General features: G+C 42.7%; 27 protein-coding genes, 1 tRNA gene and 1 other RNA gene. 18 read left to right on the top strand and 11 right to left on the bottom strand.

Annotated features, from left to right (window positions below):
* Positions 1–28 precede the first annotated feature (28 nt).
* From PAP_RS09140 to PAP_RS09185, 10 genes are all read right to left on the bottom strand, one after another.
* Positions 29–1015, bottom strand: coding sequence for a hypothetical protein (locus PAP_RS09140; protein WP_201769533.1), 987 nt, complete (start codon positions 1013–1015; stop codon positions 29–31).
* On the bottom strand, positions 1012–2085 hold the full coding sequence (locus tag PAP_RS09145; RefSeq protein ID WP_048165713.1) for a signal peptidase I: 1074 nt from the start codon (positions 2083–2085) through the stop codon (positions 1012–1014). The genes PAP_RS09140 and PAP_RS09145 overlap by 4 nt, the downstream gene beginning before the upstream one ends.
* The gene (locus tag PAP_RS09150; protein WP_048165714.1) at positions 2082–2594 is read right to left on the bottom strand and encodes a DUF1102 domain-containing protein; all 513 of its coding nucleotides are present in this window, start codon (positions 2592–2594) and stop codon (positions 2082–2084) included. The genes PAP_RS09145 and PAP_RS09150 overlap by 4 nt, the downstream gene beginning before the upstream one ends.
* A 71-nt stretch (positions 2595–2665) precedes the next feature.
* Entirely contained in the window at positions 2666–3196 is a 531-nt protein-coding gene (locus PAP_RS09155; protein ID WP_048165715.1) for a DUF1102 domain-containing protein, read from the bottom strand.
* Between the two features lies 1 nt (position 3197).
* Complete coding sequence (locus PAP_RS09160; RefSeq protein WP_048165716.1) at positions 3198–3821, bottom strand: DUF1102 domain-containing protein; 624 nt, start codon at positions 3819–3821, stop codon at positions 3198–3200.
* Positions 3822–3946: 125 nt separating this feature from the next.
* Positions 3947–4390: a DUF7344 domain-containing protein gene (locus PAP_RS09165; protein ID WP_048165717.1), complete on the bottom strand. Its 444-nt coding sequence runs from the start codon at positions 4388–4390 to the stop codon at positions 3947–3949.
* Positions 4390–4614: a BlaI/MecI/CopY family transcriptional regulator gene (locus tag PAP_RS09170; protein WP_048165718.1), complete on the bottom strand. Its 225-nt coding sequence runs from the start codon at positions 4612–4614 to the stop codon at positions 4390–4392. The genes PAP_RS09165 and PAP_RS09170 overlap by 1 nt, the downstream gene beginning before the upstream one ends.
* A gap of 479 nt (positions 4615–5093) precedes the next feature.
* Positions 5094–5169, bottom strand: a tRNA-Gln gene (locus PAP_RS09175).
* Positions 5170–5444: 275 nt separating this feature from the next.
* Complete coding sequence (gene speD / locus PAP_RS09180; protein WP_048165719.1) at positions 5445–5864, bottom strand: adenosylmethionine decarboxylase; 420 nt, start codon at positions 5862–5864, stop codon at positions 5445–5447.
* A 61-nt stretch (positions 5865–5925) separates the two neighbouring features.
* Positions 5926–7227: an NAD(P)-dependent malic enzyme gene (locus tag PAP_RS09185; protein ID WP_048165720.1), complete on the bottom strand. Its 1302-nt coding sequence runs from the start codon at positions 7225–7227 to the stop codon at positions 5926–5928.
* Positions 7228–7367: 140 nt separating this feature from the next.
* On the opposite strand from PAP_RS09185, the gene PAP_RS09190 reads away from it, so the two are divergent.
* The 18 genes from PAP_RS09190 (at position 7368) to PAP_RS09270 (ending at position 24104) form a co-directional block, all read left to right on the top strand.
* A complete protein-coding gene (locus PAP_RS09190; protein WP_048165721.1) occupies positions 7368–8219 on the top strand; it encodes a protein translocase subunit SecF in 852 nt (283 codons plus the stop codon).
* Entirely contained in the window at positions 8216–9736 is a 1521-nt protein-coding gene (locus tag PAP_RS09195; protein WP_048165722.1) for a preprotein translocase subunit SecD, read from the top strand. The genes PAP_RS09190 and PAP_RS09195 overlap by 4 nt, the downstream gene beginning before the upstream one ends.
* Positions 9737–9740: 4 nt before the next feature.
* Positions 9741–10421, top strand: a complete 681-nt coding sequence (locus PAP_RS09200) for a potassium channel family protein (protein ID WP_048165723.1) — start codon at positions 9741–9743, stop codon at positions 10419–10421.
* 54 nt (positions 10422–10475) lie between these two features.
* Positions 10476–11534 carry a pyridoxal-phosphate dependent enzyme gene (locus tag PAP_RS09205; RefSeq protein ID WP_048165724.1) on the top strand — a complete coding sequence of 353 codons (1059 nt, stop codon included), beginning with the start codon at positions 10476–10478 and terminating at the stop codon, positions 11532–11534.
* A gap of 124 nt (positions 11535–11658) precedes the next feature.
* A complete protein-coding gene (locus tag PAP_RS09210) occupies positions 11659–11970 on the top strand; it encodes a V-type ATP synthase subunit H (protein WP_048165725.1) in 312 nt (103 codons plus the stop codon).
* 1 nt (position 11971) lies between these two features.
* On the top strand, positions 11972–13960 hold the full coding sequence (locus tag PAP_RS09215) for a V-type ATP synthase subunit I (protein WP_048165726.1): 1989 nt from the start codon (positions 11972–11974) through the stop codon (positions 13958–13960).
* Positions 13961–13978: 18 nt separating this feature from the next.
* On the top strand, positions 13979–14464 hold the full coding sequence (locus tag PAP_RS09220; RefSeq protein ID WP_048165727.1) for an ATP synthase subunit K: 486 nt from the start codon (positions 13979–13981) through the stop codon (positions 14462–14464).
* A gap of 42 nt (positions 14465–14506) precedes the next feature.
* On the top strand, positions 14507–15118 hold the full coding sequence (locus PAP_RS09225) for a V-type ATP synthase subunit E (RefSeq protein ID WP_048165728.1): 612 nt from the start codon (positions 14507–14509) through the stop codon (positions 15116–15118).
* Positions 15118–16236: a V-type ATP synthase subunit C gene (locus PAP_RS09230; RefSeq protein WP_201769534.1), complete on the top strand. Its 1119-nt coding sequence runs from the start codon at positions 15118–15120 to the stop codon at positions 16234–16236. Before PAP_RS09225 ends, PAP_RS09230 begins: the two co-directional genes overlap by 1 nt.
* The gene (locus tag PAP_RS09235; protein WP_048165730.1) at positions 16233–16541 is read left to right on the top strand and encodes a V-type ATP synthase subunit F; all 309 of its coding nucleotides are present in this window, start codon (positions 16233–16235) and stop codon (positions 16539–16541) included. The genes PAP_RS09230 and PAP_RS09235 overlap by 4 nt, the downstream gene beginning before the upstream one ends.
* Positions 16542–16546: 5 nt before the next feature.
* On the top strand, positions 16547–18304 hold the full coding sequence (locus tag PAP_RS09240) for an ATP synthase subunit A (protein WP_048165731.1): 1758 nt from the start codon (positions 16547–16549) through the stop codon (positions 18302–18304).
* Between the two features lie 5 nt (positions 18305–18309).
* Entirely contained in the window at positions 18310–19698 is a 1389-nt protein-coding gene (locus PAP_RS09245) for an ATP synthase subunit B (protein ID WP_048165732.1), read from the top strand.
* 29 nt (positions 19699–19727) lie between these two features.
* Entirely contained in the window at positions 19728–20372 is a 645-nt protein-coding gene (locus PAP_RS09250) for a V-type ATP synthase subunit D (protein WP_048165733.1), read from the top strand.
* 60 nt (positions 20373–20432) lie between these two features.
* Complete coding sequence (locus tag PAP_RS09255) at positions 20433–20843, top strand: DUF61 family protein (RefSeq protein WP_144368020.1); 411 nt, start codon at positions 20433–20435, stop codon at positions 20841–20843.
* Positions 20844–20848: 5 nt separating this feature from the next.
* Positions 20849–21121, top strand: a complete 273-nt coding sequence (locus tag PAP_RS09260) for a hypothetical protein (RefSeq protein WP_048165735.1) — start codon at positions 20849–20851, stop codon at positions 21119–21121.
* A 59-nt stretch (positions 21122–21180) separates the two neighbouring features.
* Entirely contained in the window at positions 21181–22800 is a 1620-nt protein-coding gene (locus tag PAP_RS09265) for a COG1361 family protein (protein WP_048165736.1), read from the top strand.
* 32 nt (positions 22801–22832) lie between these two features.
* Positions 22833–23148: RNase P RNA component (gene rnpB / locus PAP_RS10160), an RNA gene on the top strand.
* Positions 23149–23204: 56 nt separating this feature from the next.
* Positions 23205–24104, top strand: coding sequence for an MBL fold metallo-hydrolase (locus tag PAP_RS09270; protein WP_048165737.1), 900 nt, complete (start codon positions 23205–23207; stop codon positions 24102–24104).
* On the opposite strand, the gene PAP_RS09275 is transcribed toward PAP_RS09270, so the two are convergent.
* Positions 24094–24678, bottom strand: coding sequence for a TetR/AcrR family transcriptional regulator (locus PAP_RS09275; RefSeq protein WP_048165738.1), 585 nt, complete (start codon positions 24676–24678; stop codon positions 24094–24096). The genes PAP_RS09270 and PAP_RS09275 overlap by 11 nt on opposite strands.
* Positions 24679–24681: the final 3 nt, after the last annotated feature.

The raw sequence follows: 24681 nt of genomic DNA on the forward strand, positions 1-24681 counted from the left end.
CAAATTAACATGTGCCAAATGATCCATCTCAGTCACATGCTCCCTTCTTATGCTTATCATCGTCCTCATTACACTCCTCACAATCGTCATGGCAATCACAGTCGTCATCATGGCATTCATTGCAACACGAACATATAGCAGTAACTACGAGAGAATTGCTCGTTATGTCGTATTCTTTTATTGTTGCACCATCGTTAAGCGGATAGTCTCCACATGATGTAAACTCTTGCTTTCCTGCCGGGTTTTTCCGTGTGTATATTGTTATATCTATGTAAGCACTTTCTTCTGCTTCCAATGTTACATTCCACTCCAAATGAGTTGATTTTCCATGAGGAGTGAATGCATAAACTCCCTTGCTTGCACTAGTTCTGTTCTCATCAACCCCAAATTCACCGGGTATTACGTCCTTTATCGTTAAGTTTCTCTCAATACCGTGATTTGTTACTAGTATGCGGAACTTCCACTCCAAGTACGTATGAGTGGGAACTGTTGTGTTTCCTTCAAGCAATATTTTTTCTATTGTCGGATCACCCACCACAATAATCCTAATAGGACATGTGGTTATCTCAGCATCTCCGCCATCCCAGTGAGCGTAAAACTCCAGAGGAATAATATACTCCCCAGCAGGAACGTCACCTACACTTACATTCCCCATGAAAGTGTATTTATCTTCCGAAGCTATCTCCCTCTCTACTCCATCTTCAGTTTCTATCCAAACATCCATATTTACCGGAAGACCTGAGTAATTAGGATATAAGCGAACCCAAACACTCTTAAGCTCGTTTAAGTAGTTTCCAACCGTTAAAGCATCAAAAGTTAGATTACTATTCTTTTCCATAACAACAGTTGCTGCATACTCCTCATAACACATAAAGCTTAAATATTCCTTGTCATGAGGAACTACTGCCACTTTAACCTCTCTTCCTGCTTCAAAGTATATAAAAGTCCCACTCGAGCCGATAACCATCAATGATGACAGAAGCATCACTAGGATAATTGGCAAAATCTTTCTCATCTTCCTAACACCTCCGCTTTGACCTGCCTCCATAACGCCGATCGTTTAATTCTTATTTTGAGAATATCCCCCTCCCCAATTCCAGATACAATGTAAACTAACCCCAAGAAAACCGAAGTCTCCAGAAGGATAGCAAATATTGGGAGAATTGGGCTTATTGAATAAAGCCTGGTTATAATTGATTCGGGTAGTACAGGCATATATGCATTGACTTTAACTTTGTCCGCATATAGCGAGGTTTCTTCTGGAGTGTTTACAATGACTTTGATAGTTTTCTCCTCGTTGGCCCCCAAATCAAAACGCGTATCAGATATATCCGATATAAAAGGCGTTTCGACCGTTATGTGATAAATCATTGGATAAAAGTTCCCATTTTTAATCGTTAGCTCCCTCTCAAAAGTCGAACCCGGTAAGTACCATCCTTCTCTTAGTCCTCCTGCCGAAGTTACAACATATTCAATTGAAAAAACCTGCCAAGATACGAACATTGATGTGGCTATCATCACAAGCAATAACGCGGAGGCTAATATATAGAGTGTTTTGAATTTTACTTTAATGAATTTTTTCCTCCCTTTTCGCTTACTTGTTTTCTTTTCAGTGCTGAAGACAACAGCCCCTAAAAGCACAAGGAAAAATGCCAAAAACATTTTATTGTTGTTTGATATTCTTCCCTGGAGATAGCTCCCTAAGTTGGGTAGCTTAAGGGGGGTCTCACCAAGTATAACCACTTTTCCTGCTATCTGTTCTTTTGAAATAGGCGGTACTTTTCCATCTTGCTGATCCGTAGCAACGTTGTTGTCTCCCTTCGTTATGTAGCCATCATCTACAATAGCAACTACCCTGTGGACAGTCCAAGCACCATACATGTTAAAGACGATTATATCCTTAACATCAGCATTCCTTGAGAAAGGATTTATGAAGAAAAGGTCTCCCTTGCTTATAGTTGGGGTCATACTGTCGGAATAAGCATAAGACATGAAAATAGGTCTATCTAAGAGAACACCCACAATTGAACCCATAATAAGCATGAACACCACGGACAAAACACCGTATTCAATGAGCCGCTTCATTCACAGCTACCTCCGAAGGCTTCTATAGTTATCACCTGATTGTAATCACCTAGAGGCAAGCCATGTGTGTCAAAGCGTATTCCAACTTTGACTGATTCGTCTGCTAAAACAGTAAACTCTATACTTTGGGCCCAAAAGCCGGCGTAATCACCTTTAAAAAATGCAATGTTTGAAGAAGTAGAATTAACCCTAACACAAATTTCACTAAAACCAGTCTCGCTCTCATTGTTCTTAATCTCAAAAACCTCTTCAAAAACGTAAGTACTGTTTGAGGATAGGCCTTCACCAAACCCCGGATAAAATGGGCTCTCGTTGCTGATTTCAACTTTTAAAACTCCGTTGCTGAGATAAGAATAGGGAGGAAGGGGGTTTTCAATAGAAAAATTAGAAGCATTATCAGGAACAGCATAAACAACAGGAATTGGTCTTTCCACGTACCATCCCAAACTGCTAAAGAATAGCACAACTAACACAATAACTATATAAGATATTTTTATTATTTTTCTCACTTTTCTTCCCCCTTGAAAATTAAATAATAAGGAGCAAAGGCTCCAAAAATGAAATGACTAAATCTTCAGATCTAGTCTTCACATGGCCCAAGTGTTGCATCAAGGTTCAAGGTTCCGTCCACTGAGTCTCCATCGTCTAATCCGTCGCTGTCAATTATCATTCCAATTTCGACTACTTCTCCTGGAAGAATAGTAACATGGAGCTCATCCGTTCCTGGTTGACCCACGTAGTCTCCCTCAAAGAAGCTAACAGCGCCGCTTCCACTGTACTCAATGTTCATACAAATGGTTACGTTTTCCCAGAGATCATTGCTTACTCCGAAAATGTGCTCAAAGATATAGAGTGAGTCTGGACTAACTCCTTCTCCAAAGCCCTTTTGCCAGTTTCCATTGTTTGTGCTCAAATCAATTACGAGCATACCATTGTAGTTTATGTATGCATAAGGTTGCAGTGGTCTAAGGTCAATAAGTTCATTGTCGTCTGGGACAATAGCTATATGAACCTCTCTATCAGCCTCGAAGTATGCAAAGCTTGCACTGCTGGCTGTAACAGCGATCACGATCCCTGCTATTAGCATGAAGATTCCTAGTATCTTTTTCATATCACTTCACCCCCCCACATACAAAGGGTTGATCTCCTAGCGGCCATGCTTTAATAGTTACATTGCCATAGAAGTCGCCAAGTCCAAAACCACCTGTTGCTAGCTCCATACCAACTCCAAGTTCCTCACCAGGAGCTAGAACGAAACAGACATCTCCAGCTGCAGTATCTGAGTTGTACGGCTTAGTGTTGGTACCCGTTACGTACATATTTTTGGTCGGGTCATAGAAGGAGAAGGTTCCTGGATCTGAGGAGATTACCTCCACAACTATAGTCACATTCTCCCACAGGTCATTACTTACATAGAAGACGTGGTCAAAGTTATATCTTGACTGCGGGCTTAATCCTAAGCCTCTAATTGGCGTCTCGTTGTCCCACCAATCAGGGTCTTCCCATCCTGGCCAGTTGGGGTTGTTCATTGAGAAGTCTATAACTAGCTTTCCTCTGTAGTTTATGTATGCATATGGCTGTCCTGGGTGCAGATCAATGAGTTCCACATCGTCAGCCACTACTGCAATGTGACTGCTTCTTTGGGCTCTGTAGTCCCTAAAAGTAGCACTGGTGCCTAACGCAAAAGCGAAGGCTACTAGAATCCCTAAAATGCCAAGCGCTAAAACTTTTTTCATTTTTTCCCCTCCGGGTTTTTAAAGCGGTGCCCCATCTCATGATGGAACACTCAACTTACTTCTTGATTGTTATGCTATATAGACAATTTCTGCTTACTGAGCCGGTAATGAGTTGTTACTTAGCATTATATGCTCCGTATAACTCTATAGACCTTCATACGATGGATCATGGATAAAAGAAGGTATATGCCAGCAGCTATTGTTAATGGAATGTTGCTAAGCCACAATCCCGTGAGTGCAAAAATCAATGAAACCCCTGCATAAAAAGTGCTCCAACTTATGTCATGTTTTTCTACAACTTCCATGTAAATATCAACGTCCTCAGGGACAGCGATAAGCTCTACAATTCCCCTTTCAAAGCTTATTATTCCTGCTCTCTCCATCTTGGGAATGTGTGTCTGCACAAGACTTACATATACGCTTTTCCTATGCCTTCTGTCAGTCTGCCCTTCTTCCTCGGCTATAAACTCCACTATATCCCTAAGTTCTGCTTTGCCGTTTGACTTCTGGAGATACTCTATCAAAAGCATCCTTCTTTCATTCCCAAGTATCATAGAAGTGGTAGTCATCACACCACCAACCTATAATGCCTTCTACGATTTCCGTTTGTATAAAATACCTCAACAAGGCCTTTTTCCACAAGCTTTCTCAGCACTTTCTCTACTTTCTGTCGGGTGCATTCTATACCCATTTCATTTAAAAACCGAGTTAAAAATGCTACAGTAAGCTCACCTTGCTTTTCAAGGAGTCTTAAAATCTCAGTTTCTATAGATCTTTTAGTCTTTTCCAACATTTACTCACCTTTCACTATGTAATTATTTATCATTGTAAGCGGTATAGTGGGTCTAAACTTTCCGCTTATCCTCACTAATATTATTAAAAGAGGCGATTATGATTAGCATTAACTATAAAGATAACTAGGGCCTCATACTATTTAAACGTTCCTGAGAAGTTCGATTTCCAACAAAAAGCCGTTCTCACTGCTCTATTGAACACGAGACCAGCAATAAAGATTTAACACCCTCTGAAGCAACATGATTCAAATATAGGACATTAGACAGCATTTTGAAAATTTAGAAAAAAATCAATCATTTTCCAATAACTCCAAATATGTTCCGAGGGAGTATGCCAAACGTATGAATTATACCCATAGACATCCAAAACCGTCAAGTTACCTCAGAAAGACTTAACATAAACAGAGCCAATATTTCATGGTTCGAATAGCAGAAGTAAGATGAAAAATGGGGTTCGACTCTCTGGAGCCCATGTTAATGGTAGCCCCGCGGGGATTCGAACCCCGGTCGCGGGATCCAAAGTCCCGCATGCTTGGCCGCTACACCACGGGGCTGTGCCCGTTGGATAGATGTGGTGAAGGGTTTATAAATTTTGCTCTATTATGTGGACTCAATAACAAGCTCTACATAAAAAGCCCACAGGAGGCTATAAGCATAATATTCCAGTTTAAGCACGTTTTTGCCAGATTAAGGTGTATACTATTATTTATAAGCTAAATTAGCGTTGATGAGGGAAGATTTAGAGGTCTAAAATCAAACACGCGTTGATGATATAGTTAAGCTGAAAGCAAAATAAAAGAAGATATTAAAAGCAGTTTGGAATAGCTTATTATTTAGCGTTTTTTCTATCTAAAGATTCCTCCCAGGTGAGTATCATGTGAGTAAAAGTCCCTTCTTCTTCCTTTATGCCCCTCTTAATTTCAGAGACGTGAGCATATTCGGCTTTGAACTGTTCCAAAATGTAATCTACAGCCTTTTCCGGGTCAGCCTTGTCACCACATGTGTAAACATCCAAAGCAGCATATCTCTCCTCCGGCCATGTGTGTATGGAGATGTGGGATTCTGCAACTATAACCACTCCGCTGACTCCTGTTGGGGAGAACTTAAAGAAGTAGCTCGATTTGACCTCCATATTGCTTACTTGTGCAGCTTTTAGGAATATCTCTCTGATCTTGTTTGCATCACTCAAAATCTCTGCATCGCACCCAGCAGCCTCAACAACGTAGTGATATCCAATTGTATCACTCACCGCAACCACCTCACTTATGCTATGGGTTCATAAGCTAAAGTCTATCACCTAACTAATAAACTTAACCATCCCACTTCCTTCTCTCAAAGTTTATCGGAGCGATGTAGGTTTTATAGAACTCTCTAAGCCTCCTCGTATGAATCTCAATCCATTCGCCGCTAACCTTTCTCCTAGCAACACCATCCTTAAGTGCCTGCTCTGCGACGGCACGAGCTTCCTTAGGATACACATCCGGATGTAGAGGAGAGGGTATAATGTAATCTTCACTAAGCTCTTCATCGCTCACAACGCTCGCTATAGCCTTAGCTGCCGCAATATTCATTTGAAGCGTTATATCTCTCGCTTTAACGTCCAGAGCACCTCTAAAAATTCCAGGAAAACCAAGAACATTGTTAATTTGATTTGGATAGTCACTCCTACCTGTGGCCACAATCCTAGCGCCGGCCTTTTTGGCCTCTTCCGGCATTATTTCGGGAATTGGATTTGCCATGGCAAAAACTATTGCATCATCGGCCATTTTAGCGACCATGTCCCCACTAACCAATCCCCCAACGCTCACACCAATGAAAACATCCGCACCTTCCATGGCATTTGCCAAGCTCCCGCTCAAGTTCTCACGATTGAACTTAGCTACCTCTTCCTTGTAGGGATTTAAGTTTTCTCTCCCCTCATAAATTATACCATGTCTATCTACCATTAGAATGTCCCTAACACCCATATAATGCAAAAGCCTGGCAATAGCAATGCCTGCAGCGCCCGCGCCGCTCATAGCGACTTTAATCTCACCAAATTTCTTTCCCACAAGTTTTAGGGCATTAATAAGGCCTGCAATGGTAACAACAGCAGTTCCATGCTGGTCATCATGAAAAACTGGAATGTCCAATTCCATCTTTAATCTCTCTTCAATCTCAAAGCAGCGAGGAGCACTTATGTCTTCCAGATTAATGCCTCCGAATCCTTTTGAGATGAGTTTTAGTGTATCAACAATTTCATCGACATCTCTGCTATCAATTAGGATCGGAAAAGCGTCAATTCCCGCAAGTGCCTTAAAAAGAACACATTTTCCTTCCATAACAGGCATTCCCGCTAAAACACCAATGTCACCAAGACCTAGAATAGCGCTCCCGTCTGTTGCAACTGCCACAGTGTTTGGGATTATCGTATAGTCCTCATAGCTTTCCCCCTCATGAATGGCTTTGCACGGCTCAGCAACTCCAGGGGTGTAAGCGAGGGTTAAGTCGTAGAAGTCCTCAAGCTTAACCTTTGGAATAACCTCTATTTTGCCATTACCAGGAAAATTGTTCCTGTGATACTCTAATGCATCTTTCTTAAGGTTCTTCCTCTGCTCTTTGCTAATTTTCATTCTCCTTCACCCAATGAACAGCTTTGGTTGTCACCTAATACTTTAAATAGACGTTTCTTTAAATTTGACATACAAAATAAAAACCCAGCAAATAAAAAACTTTATCTTGAGAAATCAAAACAAATTGCCGGGGTGAAAATATGAGACCCAAATTCCTAAAGAAACTTGCTGAAATGGAGCATAAAAAGATGATTATGTATCCCTTAATTGTTTTTGTTGTAGCTCTACTCATTTTGGCGGTTAAACCCCCCACACTAGGAATTGACCTAGCTGGTGGTGTTGTTGTAACTGCCCAAGGGGTAAGCACAAATCCAGATGAAGTTGCAAAATACGTTAGCGATAAGTTAGGAATAGAAGTTAGGGTGGAGAGCTTTACTAGCTTAGCCGGAGGAGGTATAAACGTTTATGCGCCTGCGGGGTCTTCTCCTGAGGACATAATAAGCGTTCTAAAGGAAAAGTTCCCAGACGCAAAATACGCACAAAGTGAAGTACAACCGACGTTTGGAGAAATGGCACAAAAGCAGGGAATTAAAGCTATAAGCTATGCGTTTCTAGGAATGGCTATAGTGGTATTCCTCTTCTTCAGGGTTTTGGTACCTTCATTCACGGTCATATTCTCCGCAATATCAGACATGATAATAGCGGTAGCTTTAATGAGTCTAGTAGGAATAGAGCTGAGCCAAGCCACAATAGCGGCTCTGCTGATGTTGATAGGTTATTCAGTTGACAGCAACATCCTCTTGACAACAAAGCTCCTCAAGAAGAAAGAAGACACGATAAAGGAAGCCTACTTTTCCGCTGTGTCTACAGGTTTCACCATGAGTACTACAACTCTAGGCGCTTTAGCATCACTTTGGCTCATCTCAACAGCCCCAGTAATCGACCAAATTGCCGTAGTTTTGGTATTCGGTCTCCTAGCGGATTTCATGAACACTTGGGTTCTCAACGCTGGAGTTTTAAAGTGGTATCTCTCAAGGGGTGAAAAGCAATGAAGTGGAAAAATCTCCTGCTAAATTGGCGCGTTTTATTGTTGCTCATCTTTGTAATAGGCTCATTTGCTTCTATAATTGCGTATGGACTAACATTTGGTCTCGACATAAGCGGGGGTACTGCAATAACAGTTAGACTTGAAAAGCCAGTCGACCAGAACACTATGGATAAAGTTGTTACTTCACTTACTAACAGAATTAACCGTTTAGGTATAGCAGATGTCAAAGTGGAGCCTTGGGGAGACCAGTACATAATTGTAAAAGTAGCAAACGTTAGTGAAGATACTGTGAGGGGAATTAAAGAGACTATTGAAAAGCAAGGTGTCTTCTACGCTGAATTTGAGGGAGAGATCTTTGCTACTGGAGAGGATATAGTCCAAGTGTTTGAGTATAGAATTGAACCAAGCACTTATAGATGGCACGTTCCATTCCAAATCTCCCAAAAAGCAGCCGAGAGATTTGCTCAACTAGCTTTAAACAAGCCGGGGTATCCTGTTGATATGTTTTTAGACCCACCCGTTAACTCCCTCCTTTTAGTGTCCCAAGAAACTTACAATGTAATGAAGGATGAGTTCAATGCCCAAGCTCCCCAAGCTATGTCACTTCCTGAGCGCATTAAGAAGGCATTCAACATAGATACTGTGGTATACGCTAACCAAAGCATTGATGAAATAGTTGATTTAGCTAAAGATAAAGACTTGGTGGTGCTGATCGGGGTCAACGGGAACCTAAAGGATGAACTTGAGAGCAGAGGGGTTAGAGTTAGGGTTATAGAGAGAGGAAAGGACGAGACAACATACGATTTGATAACAAAAGCCCTAGGTCTATACGGTCCATACAGCGTTGGTGAAGGATTAACTCACGGCCAAGCTGCGACAAACGTAGAGATTACAGGCTCTTCTTCAAATCCATACCTAGCTCAACAGGAGGCAAGCATAATCTCCGTCGTCCTTGCAAGTGGTTCACTACCCATTAAAGTTTATGTAGAGGGAACACAATACATCTCCGCCGAGCTTGGAAGAGACTTCAAGAACCAAGTGCTCATAGCAGGTATAGCTGCTCTATTGGTAGTTGGTGCAGTGGTTTACGCTCACTATAGGAAGCTTAGGATAGCAATACCAGTCGTAAGCACAAGCTTGAGCGAAGTAATTATAATCCTAGGCGTTGCGGCACTGATTAAGTGGAACTTGGACTTACCAAGTATAGCTGGTATTATTGCGGCAATTGGAACAGGTGTAGACCAGCAAATAGTCATCACGGACGAGTTGTTAGGCTCTCAAAGGAAGGAGAGAATAACTAAGAGAAGCGGCGTCCTAAAGAGAATGGGAAGGGCTTTCTTCGTTATCTTAGCGTCGGCAACAACAACCGTTGTGGCAATGAGCTTCCTATTCAAGTTCTTCGTAGGAGGTCTTAGAGGATTTGCATTCACAACAATATTGGGCGTGCTGATAGGTATAAGCATAACGAGACCAGCATATGCAGAGATAGCGAAGATGCTTTTGAGCGAGAAGAAGAGGTGATGGAATGTTTGTTGTAGTAATGGGTGCGGGCAGAGTTGGATTTTTAGTCTCGAAGATGCTCGAAAGTGAGGGACATGATGTAACCATAATAGAAAGCAATAAAGAGAAGGCAAAGGAGCTTGCCAACTTGATAAACGGTTTAGTGATAAACGGAGATGCAACAAACCAAAGCGTGCTCGAGGAGGCAAATATAAAGCAGGCAGATGCATTTGCTGCTCTGACAGGACAGGACGATGCTAACTTATTGGCATGCATACTTGCAAAGCACCTAAACCCAAACATAACCACCATCCTAAGGGTCAGCAACATTAAGAACAAGCAAGTCTTTGAGCAAGTTGAGGACTTAAAGAAGTACTTTGACTACGTCGTAAGTCCAGAAGAAATGGCAGCTAACTACATATTTAGAACTATCGTAACTCCCGGCTTTGATAGAGTCATGCTGCCAAAGGAAGGCGCGGAGATAGTTCAGTTCAGCATAAACAGCGAAAACGATATTTCGGAAAAGCTCGTAAAAGAACTTGGATTGCCAAGAGATTCCTTAATAGTGGCAGTTTATGACGAAAAAGGAAATCTAATAATACCCTCTGGAGAGACAAAACTCCCAAAGAAGGGCCAAGTCATAATATTCGCAAGGGACAAAGCTCTCGAAGAGATAAAAAAGATATTCGAGAAAAAGAGAGAGTAGCTTTCTCCCCTTTAATTTTAAATATTCTGAGAGCGATTCCTTCTTTGATGCCTTATGTTGAAGTGCCAAATTTGTAAGGCCACATATCCAGATGTTTTTCGCTTAAAGTGTGACTGTGGTGGCCTCTTAGACGTTGTGAATGAGTTTGAAAAACCCCTCGAGGACCTCTTAAACAGTGATTATTTAGACATTAGAAGATATCTAAACCTTTTACCTGTGAACCAAAAAACTCTCCCCTCACTAACTCCCCCAATAACCCCAGTTATCGAGAGAAAAATCGAAGGGATGAAAGTTTTATTCAAGCTCGAATACTTAATGCCGAGCGGTTCCTTTAAAGATAGAGGAACCTACGTCACCGTTGCAAAGCTTAAAGAGGAGGGTATAAAAGAGATAAGCCTCGATTCTTCGGGAAACGCTGCAATAAGCTTTGCTCTCTTTGGAAAGGCTGAAAACATTAGAGTTCACGTCTTTATTCCAAAACATACAAGTGAAGGCAAAAAGAAGCTCTTAAGGCTTTTAAAGGCAGAGATTCATGAGATAGACGGCTCAAGAATGGAAGTTCATGAGAAGGCCCAAGAGTTTAAAGGAGCCACATACGTTTCCCACTGGTATAACCCCTATTTTTTGGAAGGGACTAAATTAACAGCTTATGAAGCTTTTGAACAGATTGGAGAAGTTGAATATGTAATAATACCCACAGGCAGCGGTAGTTTATTTTTAGGCCTATACAAGGGGTTCAAGGAGCTCGAAAGATTTGGAAAAATAAAGAAGATCCCCAAACTAATCGCAGTCCAAGCAAAGGGATTTGAAAGCTTGGGAAAGAGGAGCAAAGAAAAAAACATGCTCGGAGAGGGAATAGCAATTCCAGAGCCGCCAAGAAAGGAGCAGATAAAAAGTGCTCTCAAAGAATCTAAAGGAGTGCACATTTCCGTAAGTGAAGAAGAGACAAAGAAAGCTCTGGAAGAACTCAGATCAATGGGCTTTATTGTAGAAGCAACGTCTGCAGTGGGCTACGCAGGATTTAAACTACTCCTAAAGAAAGAATTATTAAAAGAAAACTCCAAAACACTAATGCCCTTAACTGGTTCAGGGTTCAAATCATTGACATTATGATGAAAATTTTTTCATGAATGCGTATGAAATTGTAAAAAATAACATATCATAAGCATAAAGTATTTAAAGCAACCAGAGTAGCCAAAAATGTGCCTAATTTTCACGTTCACAGGAGATGATGCTTATGGAGGACGTTATTAAGCAAATCGTTGAGGCCGAAAAGGAAGCAGAGGAGAGGATTGAAAAAGCCAAGCAAGATGCAAAGCTTATTATTCAAAAAGCAAGAGAAGATGCAAAAAACATTGAGAATTCCATAATACAAAAGGCTCAGGAAGAGTCCAAAAAGATTGTTGAGGCAAAAAAGAAGGAAGGCGAGCAAGAAGCTGAAAAGATTTTAGAAGAGAATGAAAAAGAACTTGAGGAGCTTAAGGCAAGAGCGATAGAGAATTTTGAGAAGGCCGTTGATGAAGCGTTAAAGCTCGTCAGAGGGATTTGAGATGTTTAAGCCCCACGAGATGGTCAAGCTCGAGGTCATCAGCCTTAACAGGTATAAGGACAAGCTTCTTACGTATCTCCATGAAGAGGGCGTAGTTGAAATAAGGGAAGTTAAAGTTGATATAGCTCAAAAAGACACTCCAAATGAGTTCTATCGAAAGGCAGCATCATACAGCATAGGCATATCAAGGCTCGTAGAGTTCTTGGGAGCGTTTAAAAAAGAGGGTAAAGGGGGCATAAAAAGCTTCATATTCCCGGAGCCACTCCCAAAGAATCCATTCAAATACACAAGCATTGAAGACCTCGTAAAAGAAGTGGAGAACTTCTTAGAGAAAGCTGAACCTGAGATAAAGAAAGTCGAGCAGAAATTAAACTCAACCACAACCGAGATTGAGAGAATAAAGACTGACATAAACATTTTAGAGCTCCTCTCAGCCCTCGAAATTGATGTCGCCTATATGAGGGGAACAAAGTTTCTAGAGATTGTTGCAGGAACTGTGGATAGGGAGAAGTTCTCCCCAATGATCGAAGAGCTCACCAAAACCCTCGAAAAAAGGATAGCCTATGTATCCAAAGAACTAAAAGGACAATATCTGGTTGTTGTTGTGGTCTTAAAGCAAGATTATGATAAAGCTAATCCAATTTTGGCAAAGTATTCCTTTGGAAGGATAGAAGTCCCAGAGGGCAAAGGAACACCAAGAGAGTTAATAAAGGAATATCAATCAAAGCTCAGCGAAAAGGAGAGAGAGCTTGAGGATATAAAGAAAGAAGCACAGGCCATCTCTGAAAAATACTACGATAAGCTCGTTTTTTACCAAGAGCTGATGGAGAACGAGAGGGAGAAAGCAAACACACTAAGCAATTTAGCTAGAACGAACATGACTTTCGCTCTGTTTGGATGGACACCGAAGGAAAACGTGGATAAGCTGATTAAGGGCATTAAAGAGGTCACAGAAGGCAAAGTCCACATAAACATCAAAGAGCCTACAGAGAAAGAACTCGATGATATTCCAATCAAGCTTAAAAACCCGGGATGGGCAAAGCCCTTTGAGCTGTTAACAGAGATGTTTGGTGTACCCAAATACAACGAGTTCGATCCTACACCAATATTAGCATTCACATACTCATTCTTCTTCGGCTTCATGCTAACGGACTTCATGTACGGACTGCTAATAGGTGTAATAGCTGCCTTACTGGTTAAAGGCCACAAGCATCTCGAAGATGGTACATACCAATTCTCAAAAATCCTCCTTTGGAGTGCAGTGTTCACAATGATCATGGGTGTGGTGTTCGGGAGCTACTTTGGAGATGCCCTCCAAAAAGTTGGCAACGTGCTTGGCTTTAATGTCCCAATGGCAATAGACGCGATGAGAGGGGCACTCACAGTCCTCATAATAGCTCTCGTAATCGGTTTAATCCACCTTTTCATAGGATACACCATGGGTTTCATAGTCAAGCTGAGAAACGGAGAAGTAAAATCCGCTTTGACGGAACAGCTGTCATGGATGCTCATCATAATCGGTGTATCTCTCTTCGCCATTAGCTTGAACAATCCTGCATTAGCACTCCCAGCCAAGGCGGTGTTTGGAGTAGGATTCATACTATTCATAATAGCAGAGCTCTCAAATGGAGGACTAGCAGCTCTAATGATAATCTCAGACTTCTTCGGCTTCATAGGAAACTGGCTCAGCTACGCTCGTTTGATGGCCCTAGCTTTGGCAACCTCAGGAATAGCCATGGTCATTAACATACTCGTCGGAATGATATGGGGAGTTAAGCTTGGCCCAGTACCCCTAGGGATACTCATAGGCCTCGTGCTCTTCATAGGAGGGCACATATTCTCAACAGCAATAAACGCATTAGGTGCTTTCGTTCACGCTCTCCGTTTACACTATGTTGAATTTTTCGGAACGTTTTACTCCGGAGAAGGCAAAAAGTTTGAGCCTTTCAAATCTAAGAGGGAAGTGTCAAAACTCGAGTTAGAACTTTAAAAGAGGAGGTGTTAGGAAATGGACCCAATAGTTTACGTGTCTTTAGGTGCCGCGCTTGCGGCCGGTATTGCTGGAGCTGCATCCTCATTTGGTGTTGGTGTAGCAGGTGCAGCCGCAGCTGGAGCAGTTGCAGAGGATGAGAAGAACTTTAGAAACGCTTTGATATTAGAGGGTCTCCCAATGACCCAAAGTATCTATGGTTTGATCACCCTATTCCTAATATTGCTAGTCTCAGGAATACTCGGTGGAGGATTCAAGTTTGCCGAAGCTACCCAAAGCAACATGATTAAGTCTGCAATCCTTTTAGGCGCTGGTTTAACCGTTGGTTTAACAGGCCTTTCGGCAATTCCACAGGGTATCATAGCCTCAGCAGGTATTGGCGCAGTTTCAAAGAACCCCAAGACATTCACACAAGGAATCATCTTCGCCGCTATGGCAGAGACAATGGCTATCTTCGGTCTCGTTGGAGCATTGATTATGATAATCACAGGAGTAGGCTTCTGAAGCCACTCCTTAGACTTTAATTAATTTTTAGGAGGAAGGGCAATGGAAGGAGCAAAACTAATCATTGAAGAGATTAACAGAGAAGCAGAGCAAAAGATCAAGTATCTATTAAACGAAGCAAATGCTCAAGCAGAGCAGATAAAAAAAGAAGCCGAAGAGAGGGCCAAATCAAAAGCAGAGTGGATCATAAGAAAGGCCCAAACCCAAGCAGAAATCGAGAAGCAGAGAATAATAGCCAATGCCAAGCTCGAAGCAAGAAAAAAGAAGCTCCAAGAGCAAGAAAAACTCATAAACGAAGTATTTGAGAGCCTAAAAGAAAAGCTTGCCTCAATGCCTGAGGACGAATACCTTGAGACCCTGAAGCTGCTGATTTTAGACTCCCTCAGAGAGCTCGAAGTGGAGAGTGTAAAAATAAGCTCAAATGAAAAGACACTTGAGCTCCTAAAATCAAAGAGCAGAGCTGTTAAGACATTCATAACCAAAAATCTGGGCAAGAAAGTGAACATTGAATTTGGCGAGCCAATAAACACCATCGGTGGAGTACTGGTGAAGAGCGAAGATGGAAGCGTCAGAGTTGACAACACCTTTGAGGCAAGAATCGAGAGAATGAAAAGTGAGCTTAGGGCTAAAATTGCAAAAGCCATCTTTGGGTGATGGGAGTGGAAGTAAACACTATAACAGCACTCTTAGACACAACCCTTGCTGTTATATTCACTTGGGTAGGCTATAAAACGGGCTCCATACTCTGGAAGTATACTCCATATTCCTATCCAAACGCAAGAATCCAAGCTATGGAAGCTAGGCTCTTTAATGAGCAGAAGTTCTCAGAGCTTGCCGAAGCAAAAACCTTAAACAACTTCGTCATGAGCCTCGAAGACAGCGATTACAAGCCTTACTTGGGCAAAATTGAAAATTACAGCGCTGAAGCTATAGATAGAGCCCTCAACGAAGCTTTAGCTGATATTTATACGCTAATGACCAAAATCCTCCCAAAAAGGGTTAACGGGTTGTTTAAGCTCCTATTAGAAGAGTGGGACGTTAGAAATGTATCCGCTGTCGTTAAGGCAAAGCTGAGTGGAGAGGTTGCTAGGGACTATATAATCGAGATCGGAACAATTGTGGAAAAAGTAAAAGCAATAGCCGAAGCAAAGACAATGGAAGAAATACTGGTAATCCTTGAGGGTACCGAGTATGAAGAGGTCTACCAAAGGCTTCTCTTAAATGAGATAAGCTTAGAGGAGTTCGAAACTGAACTCTACAAGATCTACTATGCCAAGCTCCTAAACTACGCAAAGAGCAAAAAAGGAGAAGAGAAGAAAATCATAGAAGAGTTCCTTAAGCTCAAGATAGACAAGCTCAACTTGCTCACCATACTAAGGGCTAAGCTCCACAAGATGAGCGCGGAGAAGATTAGACCAATGATAATTCCCGGAGGAAGCTTGAACCAGAGGGTTATCGAAACACTCCTAAACGTTGAAGACGTTAGCATGGCGTTAGCGGAGCTCGACTCTACGAAGTATTCAGCTGTAATTAGGGAACAAAGGGAGGCTTTAGAAAAAGGAGACCTAAGCAGCTTAGAAAGAGCCTTTGATAAGTTCATCCAAGAGAAGACTGCCGAAATGACACGCTTCTATCCACTGAGCGTTGCAATTCCTTTGAACTACATACTGCTAAAGGAGAGGGAAATCAGAAAGCTCAAAGCAATAGCAAAGCTAATTGAGGATAAAGTCAAGCCAGAGAAGATAAAAGCTATCGTGGGTGAGGCGCTATGAAGATAGTCCTAATGGGCGATAGCGACACGGTTTTAGGCTTTAAGCTCGCAGGAGTTCATGAAGCTTACTCCTTTGAAGAGACCTCATTAGAGACGGAAAGGGCAAAAAATAAGTTGAAAGAACTCATCGAGAGGGGTGACGTTGGGATTATATTGATAACCGAGAGATTGGCTGAGAGAGTTGGTGTCCCAGAAGTCACGTTTCCAATCATCCTTCAAATTCCCGACAAGTTTGGCTCCTTATTTGGTGAAGATCAACTTAAGGAAATCGTTAGAAGAGCAATAGGTGTTGAGATAAAGAGGTGAAGGAAATGGGAAAGATAATTAGGGTTACCGGTCCACTGGTAGTTGCCGACGAAATGAGAGGCTCAAGGATGTATGAAGTTGTTAGAGTAGGTGAAATGGGGCTCATTGGAGAAATCATTCGTTTAGAAGGAGATAAGGCAGTTATTCAAGTTTATGAGGAAACTGCAGGTCTTAGGCCAGGAGAGCCCGTTATTGGAACTCAAGCATCACTCAGCGTAGAGCTGGGCCCAGGTCTGCTAACTTCAATTTACGATGGTATCCAAAGGCCATTAGAGGCGCTTAGGGAGCAAAGTGGAGACTTCATAGCCAGAGGTCTAACCGCCCCAGCTTTGCCGAGAGATAAGAAGTGGCATTTCACTCCAAAAGCTAAAGTTGGAGATAAAGTTGTTAGCGGTGATATATTGGGTGTTGTTCCAGAGACGAGCTTAATAGAGCACAAGATTATGGTTCCTCCCCATGTCGAGGGAGAAATAGTCGAGATCGTGGAAGAGGGAGAGTACACCATCGAAGAGGTCATTGCAAAGGTAAAGACTCCAAGCGGGGAAATAAAAGAAATCAAGATGTATCAAAAGTGGCCCGTTAGGCAAAAGAGGCCATACAAAGAAAAGCTTCCACCAGAGGTTCCACTCATCACAGGGCAGAGAATAGTTGACACGTTCTTCCCACAAGCAAAAGGTGGAACAGCTGCAATTCCAGGACCATTCGGAAGTGGAAAGACAGTTACACAGCACCAATTGGCTAAGTGGAGTGACGCTCAAGTTGTCGTTTACATCGGTTGTGGTGAGCGCGGTAACGAGATGACCGACGTTCTTGAAGAGTTCCCCAAACTCAAGGATCCAAGAAGTGGAAAGCCCTTGATGGAGAGAACCGTACTTATAGCAAACACATCAAACATGCCTGTTGCTGCAAGAGAGGCTTCAATTTACACTGGAATTACTATAGCCGAATACTTTAGGGATATGGGATACGACGTCGCTTTGATGGCCGACTCAACTTCAAGATGGGCCGAAGCTTTGAGAGAAATTTCCGGTCGTCTCGAGGAGATGCCTGGTGAGGAAGGTTATCCCGCCTATCTGGCCTCAAAAGTCGCTGAGTTCTATGAGAGAGCTGGAAGAGTAAAGACATTGGGAAGCGACGATAGAATTGGAAGTGTAAGCGTTATAGGTGCAGTCTCACCACCGGGTGGAGATTTCTCAGAACCAGTTGTCCAAAACACGCTTAGAGTAGTCAAAGTCTTTTGGGCCCTTGATGCTGACTTAGCAAGGAGGAGGCACTTCCCAGCTATCAACTGGCTTACAAGCTACTCCCTTTATGCAGATGCTGTCAAAAATTGGTGGCACAACAACGTTGACCCAGAGTGGAGGGAAATGAGGAACAGGACTATGGAGTTGCTCCAAAAAGAATCCGAACTACAAGAAATTGTTAGAATCGTAGGTCCAGATGCTCTGCCCGATAGGGAGAAGGCGGTTCTCCTAGTTGCAAGAATGATTAGGGAAGACTACCTACAGCAAGATGCCTTCCACGAAGTTGACACATACTGCTCACCTCAAAAGCAAGTGACAATGCTTAGAACACTCTTGAACTTCTACGACTACACAATGCAGGCTGTTAATAGCGGAGTCCCAGTTGAAGAGATTGCAAAGCTTCCTGTAAGGGAGAAGATAGGTAGAATGAAGTATGAGGCAAAAGTAGAGAACATTGCAAAGCTCATAGATGAAACAAGAGAGCAGTTTGAAGAGCTCTTTAAGAAGTATGGAGCGTGAGAAAGATGGTCGGAAAGGAATACTCCACAATTAGCAAGATTTACGGTCCCCTTATGATCGTCCAAGGTGTTAAAGGAGTAGCTTATGGTGAGGTCGTAGAGATAGAAGTGGAAGGTGGAGAAAAGAGAAAGGGACAGGTACTCGAAGCAAGGGAAGACCTCGCTATCGTGCAGGTTTTCGAAGGAACAAGAGATTTGGACGTTAAGACCACAAGAGTAAGGTTCACCGGTGAGACCCTTAAAGTCCCAGTCTCTTTGGACATGCTTGGAAGGATATTCAACGGTATTGGAAAGCCAATAGACGGTGGCCCAGAGATTATCCCCGAGGATAGGAGAGACATCCACGGTGCTCCATTAAACCCAGTTGCAAGGGCTTATCCAAGGGACTTTATCCAAACAGGTGTCTCAGCTATAGATGGAATGAACACTCTAATTAGAGGCCAAAAGCTCCCAATATTCAGCGGTTCAGGTTTGCCCCACAACATGCTCGCAGCTCAAATAGCTAGGCAGGCTAAAGTTTTAGGTGAGGAAGAGCAGTTCGCTGTCGTCTTCGCAGCAATGGGTATCACATATGAAGAGGCAAACTTCTTCAAAAAGAGCTTCGAAGAGACAGGAGCTATTGAAAGAGCTGTGTTGTTCCTCAACTTAGCTGATGACCCAGCTATCGAGCGTATAATTACTCCAAGAATGGCCCTCACAGTTGCTGAATACTTGGCTTTTGATCACGACATGCAAGTCTTAGTTATCCTAACGGATATGACCAACTACTGTGAGGCTTTGCGTGAAATTTCAGCAGCTAGAGAAGAGGTTCCCGGTAGGAGAGGTTATCCAGGTTACCTCTACACCGACTTGGCCACAATCTATGAGAGGGCAGGTAGAGTTAAGGGGAAGAAAGGAAGCATTACCCAAATGCCCATCCTAACGATGCCCGACGACGATATTACTCACCCAATTCCAGACTTGACAGGTTACATTACAGAGGGACAGATAGTTTTGAGCAGAGATTTGCACAGAAAAGGAATTTACCCACCAATTGATGTGTTGCCTTCACTCTCAAGATTGATGAAGGACGGTATTGGTAAGGGAATGACTAGAGACGATCACCCACAATGGAGCCAACAGTTATATGCAGCCTACGCCGAAGGTAGAAGCTTGAGAGACTTAGTTGCTGTCGTTGGTGAGGAGGCACTTTCAGAGACAGATAGGCTCTACCTCAAGTTCGCCGACCGCTTTGAGAGGGAGTTTATAGCTCAAGGATACGATGAAGACAGAAGCATCTTCGAAACGCTCGACCTCGGTTGGGAGCTCTTGGCAATGCTTCCAGAGGCCGAGCTCAAGAGAGTTGAACCAAAGTACATCCAGAAGTACCACCCCAAGTACAAGAAGGGCGCTTAGCCCTCCTTTAACATTTTGAGGTGATTAAAATGCCAGAGATACTCAAAGTGAAGCCAACGAGGATGGAGCTGCTGAAGCTCAAAAAGAGGATTAAGTTAGCTGCCAAAGGACACAAGCTTCTCAAAGAAAAGCAGGATGCACTGATCATGGAGTTCTTCACTATTTACGATGAAGCCCTAAGCTTGAGGAGAGAGCTAAACCAGAAGATGGAAGAAGCTTTCGAGTCCCTCAGAATGGCTGAAATAGAAGTGAGCGTTACAAAGCTCAAAGAGATTGCTTTGGGTGTTAGACCAAATAAAGAAGTCGAAATAAAAAGGAGAAACATCATGGGTGTTCCTGTTCCACTAATAGAAGCCGAATCATTTAAGAGAACCCCCGAGGAAAGAGGATATTCCTTCGTGTCCACTTCTCCAAGAGTTGACATCGTTGCTCAAAAGTTTGAGGAAGTTTTAGAGTTAGCAGTCCGCTTGGCTGAGGTTGAAGAAACTCTGCAAAGGCTCGCAAGGGAAATTGAGAAGACTAAGCGCAGAGTAAACGCTTTAGAGTACATCATAATCCCAAGGATGGAAGCTACTGTTAAGTTCATCGAGCAGCGCTTGGATGAGATGGAGAGGGAAAACTTCTTCAGGCTCAAGAGGGTTAAAGCCCTTTTGGAGGCAAGGCAAGAGGATTAGCCTTTTTGTTTTAATATTATTCTGGGCAAACTTTATGAAACCTCACGCCTACTAATTTTGATGCTCATGAAACCTGACGAAGTGCTGAACAAAGAGCTCTCAAGGATAAATCTTCATCTTCCAAGGCAGCGCAAGAGCTTAGCTCAGCTTTTAAAGGAAGAAGAACCAAAAGTAAAGCTCAAAGATGGAAGTGAGCACTATTTCAAAAGAAAAGAGCTCGAATTTTTGGCCTCACTGCTGGATGAGTGGGAGGTCGATAAGCTATACATCCCTATAGTGCTTGAGATAACCACAACTTGGCATGGTTACTTCAAGGTTAGGGGAGCTTTAGCTGTTAAGGTAATCGAAAAGCTCCTCGGTACGTATGATATTTTGGAAGAGAAAAACGAGCTCACGCTTCCAAGGTATATGCTCCCAAAGATTAGGCGCAAACTCCCGACCACAACCACTTATGCCTTCATCATGGAGTGATGGAAATGGAAGATGAGAAAATCCTACTCAACTACTTCATGATGACAATTCCCCATGTTACGGTCTTAGCCGGTGCTATCCTAGGCCTCCTCCTTCTAATGAGGATTGAGGTAAAGCTTGCACTGGGGATTTTTACGCTCCTTTACGGAATTTTTCTAACGATAATTGGAATTATAGTGCGGGAGCAGTTTGGAAAGCTAACCCTTTATCGCTTAAGCCTCTTTGCATTTATATCCCTCATTGTTATGGGTCTGTTCTTGCTCCTTCCATACATTTGAATTTGCTTTTAGCAAACGATTTATAGTTAATCAGCGAGAAAGAATATTGGTGGGGGAAATTGAAGAAGGCATTGCTGATAGTGCTATTTATGATAATGATGCCCCTAGCATCGGCCCAATTTGGAGAGTTCACAACCGAAAACAAGATAATCGTTGTAGCTGGAGATTCCAGCGAAGGTTCCATAATCTTAACAAACGCATTAAACAGCGATTTCAAAGTTGTTTCATTTATAAAGTTCATAGCTCTCGATGATAACAACAAAGAAGTCCAAGGATTTTCTTTTGAGCTCATACCCGACAAAACGGGTGAATGGAGAAGAAAAGAGAACAAAACCTTCTACTACAAATTAACCACGAACGAAAGCGTGAATGGCGGGAGCTACACGCTGGAACTGACTTTGTGGGGCTTTACCCAAACGGGAGACCTCTATATAATCACCTCAAGAATTCCCGTAGAAGTTATAGAAAAGCCGCTGAAGCTTTTAGACATAGGATCTTATGTTGAAGGAAAGCCACAAAATATAAGCTACGTCCTAAACGGGGAAACTATAGTTGCCTATGCCCACATCAAAAACTTCAAGAGCTCCCCAGTAATGATAAACGCTACAGCTCAGCTGCTAAAGGGAGACAAAATTATAATGGAGAACAAAAAAACGTTTAACGTAAGCGGAAACAACTACCTGGTGAAAAATGAGCTAAAAATCCCATATAATCTCCCCGAAGGAGAATACAAGGTCAGGTATATTCTCTCATACCCCGAAGAGACATTCACTTTTTCAAAGGACTATTTCGTAACATTTGGAGTTAAGATCTCTTCCATATCCCTAGAGGCTAAGAACATTCTTGAAGGAGAGAATAACGAAGTTTACATCGACGTAATCTCCGATAGAAACCTCAACGCGGAGATAGCATTGGAGCTCTTTGACAGCAATGAAAGCCTGCTGACATCTATTAAAAACAACGTAAAAATAGCTCAGGGGAGCAACAGGTTCACATTCAATGTTCCCGCCCCAATCCCCGGAAAAATAAAAGTTAAGGCAACTTTAAGTTATGGCGATGTTGTTTTAGGAGAAGCGGAGGATGAATTTCTCTCCATAGCCTTCCCAAGCATCGAAAATATCACAATAGTAACCCACGATGATGTTGCTATAGCTAAGCTTGAAATAGTTAACCCGAACAATTTTGAGATAGCATCAAAAGTTATGTACTCGTTCTACGTTGGGGACAGCGTTTTAAAGAGGGAAAAACTGGAGTTACAGTTAAAAAAAGGCACAAATGAGATTGAAATAATTCTCAAAGTGCCTCTGGGTGAGGTAATTAACTACGAGATTTACCTTGAAGAACTCGGGAAGAGAACACAAAAAACCGGAAGCTTTAAGATTGAACTCCCCCCGAGCACGACTACCACAACCACAGTAGAGCCCACTACATCGAGCACAGCAGCAAACACTACAACAACACACATTGGAGATAATGAGGAAAATAACACCGGAAAAGCCGTACTTGTGGTGCTGCTCATCACAATCGTTTTAATTGCGGCATATATTATGTACTCCCCTAAAGAGAGTAAGAAGAGGAAGAGGCCGAAACCGAAGAGGAAATCACCTTTAGGAAGGTTTAAGAGGCCAAAGATACCCAAATTTAGGGAGTTTAAGAACATTCCAAAGAAAAAGAGCTAAGGTTTTTAACCTCCAAGGTTGAGTTATAATTGGCGAGAGGGCTGGGGCTTTCCGCAAGGAGGAAGTTCCGCCCACCTCACCGGGGCCGCGGTGCCGCAAGGCACCTCCCGAGAGGGAGGGCAACGGAGCAGAAACGACACGTCCCCACAAAAATGTGAATGAAGGCGGCGAAGGCCTTCGGCAACGAAGGCCGAGCTAACCCGCAGACGATTTGTGGGGGATCGGTGAAACGGCCGTCCCGTGGGGTGCAAGGCCGAGAAAGGGGCAATGAAGTCCCGGTGCGAGCCCCGTGGTAGGCCGCTTAGTCGAATGCCCCTGAATACAGAAGGCGGGCTATAGCCCTCTCGCCTAACTTTTCCACACAATATTTTTAGCAAGTTTAGAGAACTTATTTTGGTGAGCTTATGAAGGTAATACCCCTAGCATCGGAGAGCTTAGGTGTTAGGAGCTTAGCGATTTATGCTGAAATAGATAAGATGGGAATTCTCATAGACCCTGGTGTAGCGTTAGGGCCTAAACGCTATTCGCTGCCCCCAGCAAAGGCAGAGCTTGAAGCCTTAGCCAAAGGTAGGGAAAAAATCCAGGCTTACGCTAAAAAAGCAGACATAATAACGATTTCTCATTACCACTACGACCATCACACACCTTTCTTTGAAGGACTTTATGAAAGCTCATCTCCCGAAAGGGCGAAGGAGATTTATGAAAGCAAAACCCTCCTCATCAAACACCCAAAGGAGAACATAAATTTCAGCCAGAGAAAACGCTCTTGGGCCTTCTTGAAAGAGGTCGAAAGGATTGCCCGGAAAATTAAATATGCTGATGCTAAGCTCTTTGATTTCGGCGATTTCATAGTCGAGTTCTCTCCCGCTGTTCCCCATGGAAGTGAAGGCTCAAAACTCGGCTTCGTTGTGATGGTGCTCGTAGATGACGGCACTAAAAGGCTAATCCACGCAAGCGACACCCAGCTATTGAATGATAGAGCGAAGGAGTGGATCATAAAGGAAGTACCAGATATTTTGATAGCAGGTGGCCCTCCGACGTACTTGGAATACAGGGTTAAAGATGCTTGGAGGGTAGGAGTGAAGAATTTAAACGAAATAATAAAAGAAACCAATGCTCAAATAATTCTCGACCACCATTTGATTAGAGACAAGCGCTATCCCACGTTCTTTGAGGAGCTTGAAAAAGAGCCCTTAACATTTGCGCGCTTCCTCAAGAATGAGGATAAACCCCTCGAAGCTTATAGAAAGGAGCTTCACAAAATAGAAAAAGGAGAAAATGCAGAGATTCCTTTTAGCCTTTAATTTCTCTTTCTCTGTACCTGAACATCTCAAAAATTTCCCTTTTCAACGCCTCAATATCAAAGTATCCCCTTCCCTCATCTCCCGCTACTAAATAGTGGAGCGCCAAACCATCTAAGAGCGCACCGAAGAGCATGGCCCTGAGCCTTGGATTGGGGACACCAAGCTCCTCAAAGATACCACCAAAAAGCTCCAAGTATTCCTCATAAAATGCATCCCACTGTCCTAGGCCGTTTCCATGCTTGATACTCTCCTCATAAACCTCCAAGAAGAAGCGAGAGAGCTTCGGGTTGTTTAAGATGAACTCAAATGAGTACTCAATCAGCGCTTTAAACTTATCCTCCGGTGACTCTGCACTTAGAATTTTAGGAAATATCGTCTTAGCCCACTGCTCAAATCCGTAAAACAGCGCTTCTTTAGCAAGCTCATACTTTGAGGAAAAGTGATAGAAGAGTCCTCCTTTTGAGATGCCAACTTTCTTCGCAATCTCCTCCATTGAAACGTCATCGTAAGCTCTCTCGCTGAAGAGTTCAAGGGCAACCTCTAAAATTCTCTCCCTGGTTTCTTTCCTCCCCATTTT

It is taken from the genome of Palaeococcus pacificus DY20341 (genome assembly GCF_000725425.1).
Lineage (GTDB): Archaea > Methanobacteriota_B > Thermococci > Thermococcales > Thermococcaceae > Palaeococcus > Palaeococcus pacificus.

Coding starts and splice junctions, on each gene's coding strand:
- PAP_RS09145 (WP_048165713.1), bottom strand. CDS start 2,085: ATGAAGCGGCTCATTGAATACGGTGTTTTGTCCGTGGTGTTCATGCTT.
- PAP_RS09200 (WP_048165723.1), top strand. CDS start 9,741: ATGTTTGTTGTAGTAATGGGTGCGGGCAGAGTTGGATTTTTAGTCTCG.
- PAP_RS09190 (WP_048165721.1), top strand. CDS start 7,368: ATGAGACCCAAATTCCTAAAGAAACTTGCTGAAATGGAGCATAAAAAG.
- PAP_RS09230 (WP_201769534.1), top strand. CDS start 15,118: ATGGGAGTGGAAGTAAACACTATAACAGCACTCTTAGACACAACCCTT.
- PAP_RS09275 (WP_048165738.1), bottom strand. CDS start 24,678: ATGGGGAGGAAAGAAACCAGGGAGAGAATTTTAGAGGTTGCCCTTGAA.
- PAP_RS09140 (WP_201769533.1), bottom strand. CDS start 1,015: ATGAGAAAGATTTTGCCAATTATCCTAGTGATGCTTCTGTCATCATTG.
- PAP_RS09210 (WP_048165725.1), top strand. CDS start 11,659: ATGGAGGACGTTATTAAGCAAATCGTTGAGGCCGAAAAGGAAGCAGAG.
- PAP_RS09165 (WP_048165717.1), bottom strand. CDS start 4,390: ATGACTACCACTTCTATGATACTTGGGAATGAAAGAAGGATGCTTTTG.
- PAP_RS09260 (WP_048165735.1), top strand. CDS start 20,849: ATGGAAGATGAGAAAATCCTACTCAACTACTTCATGATGACAATTCCC.
- PAP_RS09195 (WP_048165722.1), top strand. CDS start 8,216: ATGAAGTGGAAAAATCTCCTGCTAAATTGGCGCGTTTTATTGTTGCTC.
- PAP_RS09160 (WP_048165716.1), bottom strand. CDS start 3,821: ATGAAAAAAGTTTTAGCGCTTGGCATTTTAGGGATTCTAGTAGCCTTC.
- PAP_RS09225 (WP_048165728.1), top strand. CDS start 14,507: ATGGAAGGAGCAAAACTAATCATTGAAGAGATTAACAGAGAAGCAGAG.
- PAP_RS09270 (WP_048165737.1), top strand. CDS start 23,205: ATGAAGGTAATACCCCTAGCATCGGAGAGCTTAGGTGTTAGGAGCTTA.
- PAP_RS09185 (WP_048165720.1), bottom strand. CDS start 7,227: ATGAAAATTAGCAAAGAGCAGAGGAAGAACCTTAAGAAAGATGCATTA.
- PAP_RS09155 (WP_048165715.1), bottom strand. CDS start 3,196: ATGAAAAAGATACTAGGAATCTTCATGCTAATAGCAGGGATCGTGATC.
- PAP_RS09255 (WP_144368020.1), top strand. CDS start 20,433: ATGCTCATGAAACCTGACGAAGTGCTGAACAAAGAGCTCTCAAGGATA.
- PAP_RS09235 (WP_048165730.1), top strand. CDS start 16,233: ATGAAGATAGTCCTAATGGGCGATAGCGACACGGTTTTAGGCTTTAAG.
- PAP_RS09220 (WP_048165727.1), top strand. CDS start 13,979: ATGGACCCAATAGTTTACGTGTCTTTAGGTGCCGCGCTTGCGGCCGGT.
- PAP_RS09215 (WP_048165726.1), top strand. CDS start 11,972: ATGTTTAAGCCCCACGAGATGGTCAAGCTCGAGGTCATCAGCCTTAAC.
- PAP_RS09250 (WP_048165733.1), top strand. CDS start 19,728: ATGCCAGAGATACTCAAAGTGAAGCCAACGAGGATGGAGCTGCTGAAG.
- PAP_RS09170 (WP_048165718.1), bottom strand. CDS start 4,614: ATGTTGGAAAAGACTAAAAGATCTATAGAAACTGAGATTTTAAGACTC.
- PAP_RS09245 (WP_048165732.1), top strand. CDS start 18,310: ATGGTCGGAAAGGAATACTCCACAATTAGCAAGATTTACGGTCCCCTT.
- PAP_RS09240 (WP_048165731.1), top strand. CDS start 16,547: ATGGGAAAGATAATTAGGGTTACCGGTCCACTGGTAGTTGCCGACGAA.
- PAP_RS09205 (WP_048165724.1), top strand. CDS start 10,476: ATGTTGAAGTGCCAAATTTGTAAGGCCACATATCCAGATGTTTTTCGC.